The organism is Parabacteroides leei (assembly GCF_023369805.1).
GTDB lineage: Bacteria > Bacteroidota > Bacteroidia > Bacteroidales > Tannerellaceae > Parabacteroides > Parabacteroides leei.
The window spans coordinates 64,151-78,994 of sequence record NZ_JAMBQG010000006.1 but is presented as its reverse complement, the minus strand read 5'-3'; the positions used below and the strand labels follow the sequence as shown (position 1 = coordinate 78,994).

General features: G+C 46.5%; 9 protein-coding genes. 5 read left to right on the top strand and 4 right to left on the bottom strand.

Annotation, left to right across the window (positions count from 1 at the left end):
* Together M1P97_RS10605 and M1P97_RS10600 are read left to right on the top strand one after the other, a co-directional pair.
* Entirely contained in the window at nt 1-1,902 is a 1,902-nt protein-coding gene (locus tag M1P97_RS10605) for an AMP-dependent synthetase/ligase (RefSeq protein WP_249389059.1), read from the top strand.
* Between the two features lie 22 nt (nt 1,903-1,924).
* Nucleotides 1,925-4,525: a beta-mannosidase gene (locus M1P97_RS10600; protein WP_249389058.1), complete on the top strand. Its 2,601-nt coding sequence runs from the start codon at nt 1,925-1,927 to the stop codon at nt 4,523-4,525.
* A 48-nt stretch (nt 4,526-4,573) separates the two neighbouring features.
* Here M1P97_RS10600 and M1P97_RS10595 read toward each other — a convergent pair whose 3' ends face one another.
* Both M1P97_RS10595 and M1P97_RS10590 read right to left on the bottom strand, forming a co-directional pair.
* Nucleotides 4,574-4,900, bottom strand: coding sequence for a helix-turn-helix domain-containing protein (locus M1P97_RS10595; RefSeq protein WP_195375241.1), 327 nt, complete (start codon nt 4,898-4,900; stop codon nt 4,574-4,576).
* A gap of 2 nt (nt 4,901-4,902) precedes the next feature.
* Nucleotides 4,903-5,142: a type II toxin-antitoxin system RelE/ParE family toxin gene (locus tag M1P97_RS10590; protein WP_249389057.1), complete on the bottom strand. Its 240-nt coding sequence runs from the start codon at nt 5,140-5,142 to the stop codon at nt 4,903-4,905.
* A 286-nt stretch (nt 5,143-5,428) separates the two neighbouring features.
* On the opposite strand from M1P97_RS10590, the gene M1P97_RS10585 reads away from it, so the two are divergent.
* On the top strand, nt 5,429-8,014 hold the full coding sequence (locus M1P97_RS10585; RefSeq protein WP_249389056.1) for a DUF5686 and carboxypeptidase-like regulatory domain-containing protein: 2,586 nt from the start codon (nt 5,429-5,431) through the stop codon (nt 8,012-8,014).
* On the top strand, nt 7,992-9,311 hold the full coding sequence (locus M1P97_RS10580; protein WP_195375238.1) for a Na+/H+ antiporter NhaC family protein: 1,320 nt from the start codon (nt 7,992-7,994) through the stop codon (nt 9,309-9,311). The genes M1P97_RS10585 and M1P97_RS10580 overlap by 23 nt, the downstream gene beginning before the upstream one ends.
* A 75-nt stretch (nt 9,312-9,386) precedes the next feature.
* Here the strand turns inward: M1P97_RS10580 and M1P97_RS10575 are convergent, their stop codons facing one another.
* Both M1P97_RS10575 and M1P97_RS10570 read right to left on the bottom strand, forming a co-directional pair.
* Complete coding sequence (locus M1P97_RS10575) at nt 9,387-11,504, bottom strand: M3 family metallopeptidase (RefSeq protein WP_195375237.1); 2,118 nt, start codon at nt 11,502-11,504, stop codon at nt 9,387-9,389.
* Nucleotides 11,505-11,523: 19 nt separating this feature from the next.
* Nucleotides 11,524-13,641 carry a M3 family metallopeptidase gene (locus tag M1P97_RS10570; protein ID WP_249389055.1) on the bottom strand — a complete coding sequence of 706 codons (2,118 nt, stop codon included), beginning with the start codon at nt 13,639-13,641 and terminating at the stop codon, nt 11,524-11,526.
* A 113-nt stretch (nt 13,642-13,754) separates the two neighbouring features.
* On the opposite strand from M1P97_RS10570, the gene M1P97_RS10565 reads away from it, so the two are divergent.
* The gene (locus M1P97_RS10565) at nt 13,755-14,705 is read left to right on the top strand and encodes an NAD(P)H-dependent flavin oxidoreductase (protein WP_195375235.1); all 951 of its coding nucleotides are present in this window, start codon (nt 13,755-13,757) and stop codon (nt 14,703-14,705) included.
* Nucleotides 14,706-14,844 lie beyond the last annotated feature (139 nt).

The following is a 14,844-nucleotide window of genomic DNA, read 5'->3' as shown; positions in this document are numbered from 1 at the left end:
ATGAAAAAAACATTGGTAGACCTTTTTGAGAGTTCGGTGAAACAATTCCCCGACAACCCGTTCCTATGGGAAAAGACAAAGGACAAATTTGAGCCTACCACCTACACACAGGTCAGGGATCAGGTATACACTCTCGGAGCCGGACTGGTTGCCCTGGGAGTAAATAAAGGTGACAATATGGCTTTGCTTAGCGAAGGCCGCAATGCTTGGATTATAGGCGAACTGGCCATGTTCTACGCCGGAGCCACCAACGTGCCCCTCTCCATTAAACTGGAAGAAGCCAACGACCTATTATTTCGCCTGACGCATGCCGATGTGAAATACATCCTGGTTTCAGGCAACCAGTTGAAGAAGATACGGGCCATTATGGACAAGTTGCCTCTGCTCCGTCAGGTAATTGTTTTCGATGACCAACCGGAATACAAAGAAAAAGAGATACCGCTTTCAAAAGTGATGAAAATGGGGACGGAATATCTTCAGGCACATCCCCTGGAAGAATTCCTGGCTATCGGCCGATCGCTTACGAATGACGACTATGCTACGATCACCTACACTTCCGGTACGACTGCCGATCCGAAAGGGGTGATCCTGACGCACCGTAATTATACAGCCAATGTCGAACAATCGCTTACCTGCGTGGATATCGACGACACCTGGCGTACATTGGTTATCCTTCCCCTCGACCATTGTTTCGCGCATGTGGTCGGTTTCTATATATTTATGTATAAAGGAGCCTCCGTTGCCACGGTACAGGTTGGAAAGACGGGAATGGAGACATTGAAGAATATCCCGATAAATATCAAGGAGTTCAAACCTTACCTGATATTGAGTGTCCCGGCACTGGCCAAGAACTTCAAGAAAAACATCGAGCAAGGCATCCGTGCACAGGGCAATATGGTTAACCGCCTGTTTCACATGGGACTGGATGTGGCCTATACTTACAACGGAGACGGTGGGGATGATAAAGGTCGCGGCTGGCGGTTCCTATTGAAACCGGTTGTCAGCCTGTTCGACAGTGTGATCTTCTCGAAGGTTCGCGAGAACTTCGGCGGAGAGTTGAAGTTCTTTATCGGCGGCGGTGCACTACTGGATAAAGACCTGCAGAAATTCTACTATGCCATCGGTCTGCCGATGTATCAGGGCTACGGACTGAGTGAAGCGACTCCGGTCATTTCTACCAATGGGCCGCGTCATCATAAGTTCGGAAGCAGCGGGGTACTGGTACAGCCGCTCGATCTCAAAATATGCGACCTGGACGGCAAAGAACTTCCGCTCGGTGAGAAAGGTGAAATCGTTATCCGCGGAGAAAACGTAATGGCCGGATACTGGAAGAACCCGTCTTCGACAGCCGATACCGTCAAAGACGGTTGGCTTTATACCGGCGATATGGGATATATGGGCAAAGACGGGCTATTGTATGTATTAGGCCGTTTCAAAAGTTTATTGATCGGTAGCGACGGTGAGAAATACAGCCCGGAAGGTATCGAGGAGGCATTGGTCGAACATTCATCCTGTATCGACCAGCTTCTGCTATATAATAACCAGAATCCTTATACCGTTGCCTTGCTCGTCCCCAACAAGGATCGTCTGAAGAAACATCTGGCGCATCACCAACTGGATCTCAACTCGGAAAAAGGCAAAGAAGAAGCCATCCGTATCCTTCAAAGCCAGATAGACCGTTTCCGTAAAGGTGGCGACTTGTCTACCCTATTTCCCGACCGCTGGCTACCGACAACATTCGCTGTCCTTCCCGAACCTTTTACCGAACAGAACGGTTTGGTAAACAGCACCATGAAGATCGTACGCGGTAAAGTTGAAAAGACGTATGCCGACCGCATCGACCATCTATACACACCGGAAGGCAAGAACCCGGTAAATGCAGAGAATTTGAAGTCGCTATAAAGAATTACTAAACACAACAACCATGCGTTACAAAACTGTAGTATCCGCTGTCGCCCTGGCCGCTTTGGCAACGACCTCTCCGGCCCTGGCAGACGGTGTAGCTAAACAAAACATCGATAAAGGCTGGACCTTTAAGCAGGTACGCGGCAATAACTGGTATCCGGCTACCGTACCGGGAACGGTGCAAACCGACCTGATGGATAACAAGATTATCGATGATCCGTTCTACCGCCTCAACGAACGGAACATACAATGGGTAGACAAAGAAGACTGGGAATACAAAACGACACTGAACGTGTCTGCGGATGTATTCGACAAAGATAATATCGAGCTTGACTTCAAGGGGCTGGATACATACGCAGATGTTTATCTGAATGACTCCTGCATCCTGAAAGCCGACAATATGTTCCGTGAATGGAGTGTCCCTGTCAAAGGATTGTTGAAGAAAGACGGTAATGAGTTGCGCGTTTACTTCCACTCTCCTATCAAAGTAGACCTGCCGAAATTCGAAGCATTGAAGTTTCCGGTAGAAGCCGGCAACGACCAGTCCGAGAACGGTGGTATCTTCGATAAAAAGGTCAGCATATTCGCCCGTAAAGCAGGTTACCATTACGGTTGGGACTGGGGTCCACGTATCGTGACCAGCGGCATCTGGCGTCCGGCTTACCTGATCGGTTGGAATGATGCCCGTATCGACAATATCTTCTACGACCAGACCAGCGTGGCGGCCAAACGTGCCGACATCAAAACCTGCGTACAGGTAATTGCCGACAAAGATGGGGAAGTAACCCTGGACATCAAGGCGGATGGCATCAAGACAACCTGGACAAAGAAAGCTCAGGTGAAGAAAGGAATCAACCTGATCGAAACCAACCTGACAGTAAACAACCCGAAACTCTGGTGGTCGCACGGACTGGGGGAAGCGCATCTGTATCCGTTCACGGCAACGATCCGTATGGACAACAAGGTAGTCGATACCCACAAGACCAACCTCGGACTCCGTAGCATCCGTGTAATCAACCAGCCGGATAAGGACGGCCATACCTTCTATTTCGAACTGAACGGTGTCCCCGTCTTTATGAAAGGGGCCAACTATATTCCACAGGATAACTTCCTGCCGCGCGTAACAGCCGAACAATATGAAAAGACAATCAAGGACGCTGTCGATGTAAATATGAACATGCTTCGTGTATGGGGAGGCGGCATCTATGAGGAAGATATTTTCTATGACCTGTGTGACAAATACGGTATCCTCGTATGGCAGGATTTTATGTTCGCCTGCAGCGTTTATCCGTTGACACCTGAACTGGAAGAGAATATCCGTCAGGAAGCAATCGACAATGTGATCCGCCTGCGTAATCATCCGAGCCTGGCTATCTGGTGTGGTAATAACGAAATACACACGGCCTGGTTCAATTGGGGATGGATGAAGAAGTTCGATCGATACGGTGTGACGGAACAGTTACGCAACGACACTAAAAAGCTCTTTAATACTATCCTGGCTGATGTTGTAAAAGAGTATGATCCCGATATCTTCTACTGGCCTTCCTCTCCCTACGGAGGTGATCCGGATGCCAAGTGCGAAAGCGGAAAACCGAACTGGAATCCGAACGGTGATGCGCATTACTGGGGTGTATGGCAAGGCGTCGACTCTGTGTCTCACTTCAACAAAGTAAGAGCCCGCTTCTTCTCCGAATATGGTTTCCAGTCATTCCCCGAATACCAATCCGTATTAAAATATGCACCGGAGGAACGCGACCACGATATTTATTCGGATGTGATGATGGCACACCAACGGGGAGGCCAGATTGCCAACTCACGTATTGAAAACATCACTCTGGAGGAATACCGCAAACCGAAGGACTTCCCCTCCACACTCTATATGAGTATCCTGTTGCAGGGTGATGCCATGAAGACTGCTATGGAAGCACATCGTCGCATGATGCCGTACAATATGGGATCGCTCTACTGGCAGCACAACGACTGCTGGCCTGTGGCTTCCTGGTCCAGCCGCGATTATTACGGCCGTTGGAAAGCCCAGCATTACTTTACCAAAAAGGCATTCCGGGATATCCTGGTTTCTCCGATAGCAGAAGACGGCCAACTGAATATCTGGATAATTTCCGATCGCCTGAAAGCCGTCAAAGGGAAACTGGATATCCGTGTGATGGATCTGAAAGGCAATGTTTTATTTGAAAAGAAAAGTAATGTAACATTGCCTGCCAATACCAGCAAAATACAGTTCTCTGCTCCGGTTGAAAGCGTACTTGGCGGAAAGCAACCGAACGAAGTCGTAGTTAATGCCCGTTTCATCGAGAGCGGTAAAGAGGCAGAAGTTATCTCTAATAACTATTTCTTTACTCGCTTCAAAGACATCGACTTCCCGAAAGCGGATATACAGATGACTTCCGTTCCCTCTGGTGATGGCTACGATGTAACTGTCGAGAGCAACGTCTTTGCCCGTGCCGTATTCCTCAATATCGACGGCATCGACAATTTCTTCTCCGACAATTATTTCGACCTGTTACCGAACGAACCTGTTACGATCCACGTAACCACCCAGCTCGATAAAGCAGCATTCGACAAGCAACTGAAAAGTCAAAGCATTGTAGATGCTTACTAGTTGATACGACAAGGGCTCTGATCTTCCAATCAGAGCCCTTGTTTTTCTTTACAGAACTGTTACGCTTATCTGCTTTCCTAATCCACGGAATATCTTATATAAGGTGGATAGTTGCACATCACATTTGCCATTCTCAATACGTGAGATATAGCTTTTCTTTGTTCCGATCTTTTCAGCTAATTGTTCCTGAGTAAGACCGGCTTTAAGACGTTCTTCCTTCAGACGTTCGGCCAGGATAAAAGCCTGTGCTTCTTCTTCGAACTGATTACGTTCAGGAGTTCCTTCCAGACCATATTTGACATCCAACAACTCTCCGAAAGTACGACAACCTTTAATCTGCTTCTTCTTCTCTTCTGACAAATATATTTCTTCCATAATTACTTTCCTTTCTTTTCCTTTAAATATTCATTCATGATTTTACGTGCTTGCCTGGTCTGTTGCAACGGACTCTTTTGCGTTTTCTTTTGAAAGCCATTGAATAGAACAACTATTTGCCCTTCATCCAAACAACAAAAAATGCGATATATATTTCCCTCATATTCTATACGTATTTCATATAGGCCTTTCACTCCTACTATATGTCTGAAATACTTAGCCGGAATTATATCTTCCGTCATTATTACCCATAGAATATAATCTACCTTTTTTTCGACTTCCTATGACAAACCTCCATAGAAGTCATTAAAATAATCCTTATACAGGATAAGATCACGCTTATACTTCATAGTTACGATTTTAGTATTACATCCGCAAAGTTAACTAATTAATTAACTCCTCCAATAAATTCCCTCTTCATTATCATCCCCCTTGATTAAATATTATTAATAAGGCATACTCCTTCCCTCTAAAGAAAAAGAGTACCTTTGCCAACTGCATTATCCGAGAAGGAATAACGTTAGTTTCATGGTAAAAAGAATTCGCTTTATATTGCTGTTGGTTCTATTGCAGGCAGTGACTGGTCTCTCTGTTTTATATGCTCAAAGCATTACTTCTGCATCCGGTATTGTGAAAGATTCAATTACCGGAGAGCCTTTGGCCTTCGTATCCGTCTATTTCGACGGTTCCACGATCGGTGCAATGACCGACGATAACGGAAAGTTTACCCTGCAAAATGATAAAGGGTATAATAAACTGGCCTTTGCATCACTGGGATACGACACCAAAGTGATCGACCTGAAAAAAGACCAGAAGAACGATGGTCTCGATATAAAGATACGTCCTACCGCTTTCGAGATTTCGGAAGTCGTAGTAAAGCCCAAAAGGGAAAAATATACCCGCAAAGATAATCCGGCTGTCGAACTTATCAAGAAAGTGATCGAGCATAAAAACGATAACCGTATCGAAGCAAAAGACGAATACCAAACGGAAGTTTACGAGAAACTATCCCTCTCGCTGGACGACTTCAACCCGGACTTCGAGAAGAACAAGTTCATGAAGAAATTTAAGTTCATCCGAAACTATCTCGACACATCCGAGTTCAACGGAAAACCGATCCTGACCCTTTCCGTACGGGAAACGATTGCGGATAAATACTACCGGAAGCAACCGAAAACCGAAAAGACAATCGTCAAAGGGAAACGTATGCAAGGTGTCGACCAGACGCTGGACGATGGTGGCGGCATCACCTCTAACCTGGAAGAAATATTCCAAGGTATCAATATCTTCGACAATAACATCAATATCCTGCTGAACCGTTTTGTCAGCCCGCTATCCTCTACTCTGGCCACCAGTTATTACAAGTATTACATCATGGATACGCTGGATATAGGAGGTGATAAATGTGTCGACCTGGCCTTTGTTCCGGTCAACAGCCAGAGTTACGGTTTTACCGGGAGATTATATATTACACTGGACGGCAACTATGCAGTAAAGAAATTCCTGCTTAATACACCGGTAAATATCAACCTCAACTGGGTGGATAAACTTCGTATCGAACAGGAGTTCGAACGCATGCCCGACAGTACCTGGGTTGTCAAGAACGAAAACACTTACGTTAATTTCTATATTGTGAAAGGAGCACAACAACTCTATGCACACCAATTAAGGAATTACGAGAAATATAACTTCAACGTCGAAAAGGCCGACTCCGTCTTTAACTTGTTGGGGCCGCTCCATACCCTGCCCGTAGCAATCGAACAACCCGATACGTTCTGGGTCAACAACCGTCATATTCCCCTGAAAGAAAAGGAGAACGCACTCGACGACCTGTTGGCACAACTCCGCAAAGTGCCGGCATTCAACGTAATCATCAAAACGGCAGAGATACTTATATCCGGGTATATCCCTACGGCAGGAGACAAAAAATCGACAAAGTTCGACTTCGGGCCGATGAACACGACCATCAGTGGTAACAGCCTGGAAGGTGTACGCCTGCGTGTCGGAGGTATGACAACAGCTAACCTCAACCCGTATTGGTTCGCCAGCGGTTATCTGGCCTACGGAACGAACGACCGTAAACTGAAGTATAATGTCAAGCTGACCCACAGCTTCAATAAAAAACTCTACCATGAAGGAGAAAGCCCGGTAAACAATCTCTCCTTCATTCAGGAATATGATGTATATACTCCGGGACAGGACTTCCTCTTTACCAGTAAAGATAACATCTTCGTTGCCTGGAAAGTGGGTGAACCTGTGACCAAGATGCAATATATCCGCAAGTCGATGTTCCAGTATGAAAAGGAATGGCTGAACGGCCTGACCTGGAGATCGTGGGTATATAACCAGAATAACCAGGCAGCAGGTACACTGAAATATATAGAACAGGATGCAAATGGTACTCTGATCCATAAGAAAAGTATCACAACCTCTGAAATCGGGACACAGCTTCGTTTTGCCCCCAGAGAACGTTCTTATGACGGTCGTTCCGGAAAAGAGTCGGTATTCAACCTATCGAAAGATGCCCCTGTATTCAAACTGTCCCATCAACTGGGTCTGAAAGGGGTATTAGGCGGAGAATATAACTACAATCATACGGAACTCAGTGCCGAAAAGCGTATCTGGCTATCCTCATTCGGCCATATCGATACACAGTTGAAAGCCGGAAAAGTATGGAACAAAGTACCTTTCCCTCTATTGATACTGCCGAATACCAACCAGTCGATCACCATTCAGCCGGAAGCATTCCACATGATGAACGCATTGGAATTCGTGACCGACCAGTATGTGTCATTCAATGCCACTTACTATATGAAAGGATGGATACTGAACCGTATACCGGGTGTCAAGTGGTTACGCCTTCGCGAAGTAATCTCTTTTAATGGGATCTATGGCGGTCTGACCGACAAGAATAACCCGACAATGACTCCCGGCCTGTTCATATTGCCCGACGGCACGCGTCCTCTGGGTAATACACCTTACATGGAAGCAAGTGTCGGTCTTGAAAATATCTTCAAGATACTGCGTATCGACTATTACCGTCGTCTGACCTACCTGAATGAACCTAATATAAAGAAAGGAGGGGTGCGTATTGCGTTACGATTCTCTTTCTAGTTCTCCATTAAATCATGCACCGAATGCATGGGCACTTATACCGCTATTGGTATTTTTGCTTACCTATCTGGTTGTTTCGATATTGGCCGGCGACTTTTACAAGATGCCTATCACGGTAGCTTTTGTTATCTCGTCGGTAGTTGCCATCGCTATATCCAAGGGAGGCAAACTATCCAACCGCATCGAACAGTTCTGTCGCGGAGCAGCCAACACCAACATCATATTGATGGTGCTTATCTTCATTCTGGCCGGCGCTTTTGCACAGACAGCCAAGTCGATGGGAGCCGTAGATGCGACCGTCAACCTGGCCATGTCGATCCTACCCGGTAACCTGCTGGCCGCGGGTATCTTCCTGGCAGCCTGTTTTATCTCCATCTCCGTAGGCACCTCCGTCGGAACGATTGTCGCTCTGGCTCCCGTGGCAGTAGGTATTGCCACCAAGACAGGGATGCCCGATGCCCTGATGCTCGGTGTAGTGGTCAGCGGCGCTATGTTCGGCGATAACCTGTCGTTTATTTCAGACACAACCATTGTTGCAACCCGTACACAAGGATGCAACATGAACGATAAGTTTAAAGTGAATATCCGTATTGCCCTTCCGATAGCGATCATAACAGGTATAATATACATTTTGATAGGAAGCGGAATGGACAGCCACTATGTAGCCGGCACCATCGAGTGGGCAAAAGTAATCCCTTATGTGGTGGTACTTGTTACGGCTATCTTCGGAGTAAATGTGATGTTGGTATTGTTTATCGGTATCCTGTTGTCAGGTATTGTAGGATTGTTCACCGGAGGCTTCGATGTATGGGGATGGACAGCTTCGATGGGACTCGGTATCACCAACATGGGTGAACTGATTATCGTTACTCTGCTTGCTGGTGGTATGCTGGAAATGATACGCTATAACGGAGGTATCGACTGGATTATCCTGAAACTGACTTCGCATATCCGTTCCGTCAAAGGAGCCGAACTGAGTATTGCCGCCCTGGTCAGCTTCGCCAATCTTTGTACGGCAAACAATACGATCGCCCTGATAATGGCCGGTCCGATCGCCAAAGACGTAGCCGACCGTTTCCATGTAGATCCACGCCGTAGTGCCAGCCTACTCGATATATTCTCGTGCTTCGTGCAGGGTATTATCCCTTATGGGGCTCAACTATTGATGGCTGCCGGCCTTGGCGGTGTCTCTCCTATCGAGATCATGCAGTATTTATATTATCCTTACTTATTAGGATTCGGCGCCTTATTGGCAATCTTCTTCGGGTATCCGAAAAGGTATGCTTTGAAAAAGTAAAGAAACCTTCAAAAAGAAAGAAGCTGTATCTAAATGTCTTTTGATACAGCTTCCTACAATATAAACTCAATATTTTTATTTCAGTCCTCTGTTCTTCAGAAGCGGATCTGTATTAGGTTCTTTACCACGGAAGTTTTTATACATATCCATCGCATCGTCGATGCCGCCCGGTGTCAGGACATACGTACGGAATTTAGCAGCCACTTCAGGATTGAAGATATCGCCACTTTCCTTAAAGGCCTGGTAAGCATCCGAGTCGAGCACTTCCGCCCAGATGTAGCTGTAATAACCGGCTGTGTAGCCACCGCCCATCGTGTGATTAAAATACGTCGTACGATAGCGGGACGGGATCTGCTTCAATAAGCCACGTTCACCGAGGACAGTCTCTTCAAACTTCATTACGTCTGCACCGTCATGTACTTCTTTCAATACATGGAAATCCATATCCAGTAAGGAAGCTGCCAGGTATTCGGTTGTTGCAAATCCTTGTCCGTATTTGCCACTCTTATCCAACTTTTCAATCAGTTCGGCAGGGATCACTTCACCTGTCTGGTAATGCTTGGCATAAACCTTCAACACTTCCGGTTCGAATACCCAATGTTCCATGATCTGTGAAGGCAACTCCACGAAGTCGCGGGGAACACCCGATACGCCATAATAATGTACATCTTTGAAAAGATTATGCAAACCATGTCCGAACTCATGGAACAGTGTTTCCGCTTCATCGGCACTCAGCAAAGCAGGCTGGCCGGGAGAAGGTTGCGAGAAGTTACAAACAATCGTAACAACAGGTCCCTGACGCTTGCCATCCTGGTAGGTTTGCGAACGATACGTACCGCACCACGCACCACCTCTTTTGCTGGCACGCGGGAAATAGTCCATATACAATACACCCAGATGTGTACCATCTTTATCTTTACATTCGAATGCTTCTGCATCGGGATGTGGAAGAGGGACATTCTTTATCGGAGTAAATGTAATTCCATACAGCTTGTTGGCTACGTAGAAAGCACCGTCGCGCACGTTCTCGAGTTTCAGATACGGGCGCACCTGGTTCTCGTCCAGGTCAAATTTTGCCTTCTTTGCTTTCTCGAAATAATAACGCCAGTCCCAACCTTCAGCCTGGAAGTTACCGCCTTCTTTCTTTATCTCGGCATTGATGTCGGCCAATTCCGATTTTGCTTTATTTATAGCCGGTGTCCAGATCTCATCCAAAAGGGCATACACTTTATCGGATGTCTTTGCCATCCGGTCTTCCAGAACGAAAGAAGCATAATCGTCGTATCCCATCAGTTTGGCCTTTTCCAGACGAAGAGAGATCAGTTTACGTACGACTTCTTTATTATCGGCATCGTTACCGTTATTGCCACGGTTGATGTAACCGTTGAATATCTTTTCACGCAAAGCACGATTATCTGCATATTGCAGGAAAGGCATTACGCTCGGATTATGCAGGGTGAAAAGCCACTTACCTTCCATTCCGGCGCCACGGGCAGCCGCTTCGGCATTTAATACCAGGCTTTCGGGCAAGCCTGCCAGGTCGGCCTTATTGTCGATCACCAGCTTGAAAGCGTTGGTTTCTTTCAGCATATTCTGTCCGAAAGTAAGCTGAAGCATGGAGATCTCGCTGTTCAGTTCACGCAAGCGGGCCTGCTTTTCCGCATCGAGGTTTGCACCGCCACGAACGAAACTCTTATACGTCTCCTCCAACAGTTTTTTCTGTTCCTTGTCGAGGTTCATCGCTTCCTGGTTATCATAAACCGTCTTGATACGCTTGAACAGGTCTGCGTTCATACGGATATCGTCGCTGTTTTTCGACAACAGCGGTGACAATTCACGGCTCACAGCCTGCATTTCGTCATTCGTATTGGCACTGTTCTGACCATAAAAGACGGCACTGACCCGGCGCAATGTCTCACCGCTCTGGTCGAGGGCAACAATCGTATTCTCAAAGTCTGGTGCTTCGGGCTGGTTTGTGATAGCCGCAACTTCGGCTTGCTGTTCGGCTATCCCTGCTTTAAAGGCAGGCATATAGTCCTCCAGTGTGATTTTATCAAATGGAGGTACTCCAAAGGGGGTAGTGAACTCCGTCAGGAAAATATCCCCGGGAGCTGTGTTTTCCGACTTCTTCTCGGACGAATTGCAGGCACTAAGTGCAACGGCAATACCGGCTGCCATAATCATTTTCTTCATGTTGTTCTGTTTAAGTTTCTTATTTTAAACCTCTGTTTTTAAGTAACGGTTCCACATTGGGTTCTTTGCCCCGGAAATTCTTATACATATCCATTCCCTCGTCGATACCGCCGGGAGTAAGAATGTACTGACGGAATTTCTGAGCCACTTCCTGGTTGAAGATATCACCCGTTTCTTTATAAGCTTCAAAAGCATCGGCATCCAGCACTTCCGCCCAGATATAACTGTAATAACCGGCAGTATATCCGCCTGTCATTGTATGACTGAAATAAGTAGTACGGTAACGGGGAGGAATCTGGCTGATCAATCCGCGTTTATTCATCGCATCGGCTTCAAAGGCTTCTACATCCATATTTACCGGTTGTTCCTTCAGAATATGATAATCCATATCCAGCAAAGAAGCTGCCAGGTATTCGATGGTAGCAAAACCCTGTCCGTATTTACCACTCTTTACGATCTTATCCACCAGTTCCTGCGGGATCACTTCGCCTGTCTGATAATGTTTGGCATATACTTTCAAGACTTCCGGTTCGAACGCCCAGTGTTCATTGACCTGTGAAGGAAGCTCGACGAAATCACGGGGAACATCCGAAACACCATAATAATGAACATCGCAGAACAATCCGTGCAACGCATGACCGAATTCATGGAAGACAGTTTCAGCTTCATCCGCGCTCAACAAAGCAGGCTGTCCGGCAACCGGTTTGCTGAAATTGAACACAGTCGTAACGACCGGGGTAACTTTCTTTCCATCTTTGTAGGTCTGCGAACGGTAACTGCCGCACCAGGCTCCGCCGCTTTTACCCGGACGAGTATAGAAGTCCATATAAAGGACACCCAGTAAAGAACCGTCCTTGTCCTTACATTCGAAAGCGAAAGCATCCGGATCCGGTTTCGGGATATCCTTAATTTCCGTAAAGGTTATTCCATACAATTTATTAGCAACATAGAAAGCACCCTCGCGCACATTGTTCAATTCCAGATACGGACGTACTTCGTTTTCATCCATATTGAATTTTGCCTGACGCGCTTTGTCGGTATAATAACGCCAGTCCCAACCTTCTGCATCGAAGTTACCTCCTTCTTTCTTGATTTCAGCATTAATATCCGCGAGTTCCTCTTTCGCTTTTTTCAATGCCGGTGTCCAGACCTGGTCGAGCAGGTTATACACGTTCTTTTCATTCTTAGCCATATTCTCATCCAGCACGAAAGCTGCAAAGTCTTCGTACCCTAACAACTTCGCTTTATCCAGACGCGCGGCGACCAGTTCTTTAACGACATTCTTATTATCATTTTCGTTGTTGTTGTTTCCGCGGTTGATGTAAGCCTTAAACATCTTTTCGCGCAACGCACGATTGTCTGCGTATTGCAGGAAAGGCATCACACTCGGGTTATGAAGGGTGAATACCCATTTGCCTTCCATCGAATCGGCAGCGGCAGCCTCAGCAGCAGCGGCAATCACTGATTCAGGCAGGCCGGCAAGATCTTCTTTCTTATCGACTACCAATTTGAAAGCATTCGTTTCTTTCAATACATTCTGTCCGAAAGTAAGTTCCAGCACAGAAATCTTCTCATTCAGCTCACGCAATTTCGCTTGTTTGTCTGCATCCAGGTTTGCACCGCCACGCACAAAACCTTTGTATGTTTCTTCCAGCAATCTGGCCTGTTCTTTATCCAGGTTCAGTGATGCTTTCTGGTCGTAAACCGCTTTCACACGGGCGAAAAGAGTTGGGTTCAGATTGATATCGTCAAAATGGGCAGACAGGATCGGATAAAACTCCTGTTCAAGCGCCTGTATTTCATCGGTCGTGTTCACACTTGACTGTCCACCAAAAGCATACATGACCTTATTTAACAACTCACCTGCCCGGTCGAGAGCCGCAATCGTATTCTCGAAAGTAGGCTTTTCGGTATTATTGACAATGGCATCGATCTCCTTTTTGTGTTCTTCCATTCCCTTTTCACAAGCGGGCTTATAATGTGCCACTTCTATCTTATCGAAAGGAGGAACACCGAACGGTGTCGTATACTCTGTAAAAAACGGATTGGGTGTAGACTCGGCTACATCGCTTTTCTTTGAGGAGTTGCAGGCTCCTAAGACTACTGCCAGACTGGCAGCCATAAGCGTTTTATTCATAACTATGATATTGTAAGAATTAATTTATGTCTACATTAATTATATAATAGGTAGTGCAAAGATAGGGAAGTTTTATTTTACTTTGCTCTTCTAACAATATAAATAGAGTAACCATGAATAGAATATGTGACTTATTCGGTATAAAATACCCCATCATACAAGGTGGGATGGTTTGGTGCAGCGGTTGGAGACTGGCTTCGGCTGTCAGCAATGCCGGGGGACTGGGATTGCTCGGCGCCGGTTCTATGCATCCCGACATGCTGCGCGAACATATCCGCAAATGTAAAGCGGCTACCGACAAGCCTTTCGGTGTGAACGTCCCGCTGATGTACCCGGAAATAGAGAACCTGATGAATATTCTGGTGGAAGAAGAAGTAAAAATAGTCTTCACCTCTGCCGGAAGTCCTAAGAAATGGACTCCTTTCCTGAAAGAACATGATATGACAGTGGTCCATGTGGTAAGCAGTTCCTTGTTTGCCGTCAAGTGTGAAGAGGCAGGTGTCGATGCAGTTGTTGCCGAAGGGTTTGAAGCCGGGGGACATAACGGACGCGAAGAAACGACGACGCTCTGCCTGATCCCTGCCGTGCGCCGGGCTACCTCTCTCCCACTGATAGCCGCCGGAGGTATAGGCACCGGTGATGCTATGTTGGCTACTTTTGCCCTCGGTGCGGAAGGTGTACAGATCGGTACCCGTTTTGCCCTGACGGAAGAAAGTTCCGCTCATGAAAATTTCAAACAGCTTTGCCTCAGTCTCAATGAGGGAGACACGAAGCTATTATTGAAGAAGCTCGCTCCTACCCGGTTGGCTAAAGGTAATTTCAAAACGGCAGTGGAAGAAGCCGAAGCACAAGGTGCATCCGTAGAAGATATGCGCGCTTTACTTGGCAAAGGCAGAGCCAAAAAAGGTATATTCGAAGGTAATCTGGAAGAGGGAGAACTGGAGATCGGACAGGTAGCCGCCTTATTCAGAAAAGAACAGACAGTCAGCGAAGTGATGGAAGAACTTATTGCCGATTATCGGAAAGCACTTGCCGGACTGAACAACGAAGCAAACTTATTCTAACCGAGTATCCGGTGTCCTGAAAATTTCCTCGTTAGGAAACTGGAATTTCTTGCCTGGGAAACGCTAGTTCCCTGCCGAGGAAATTGCAGTTCCCCGGGCAGGAAACTACAGTTTCCTTATTGAAAAAATTAAGGAAACT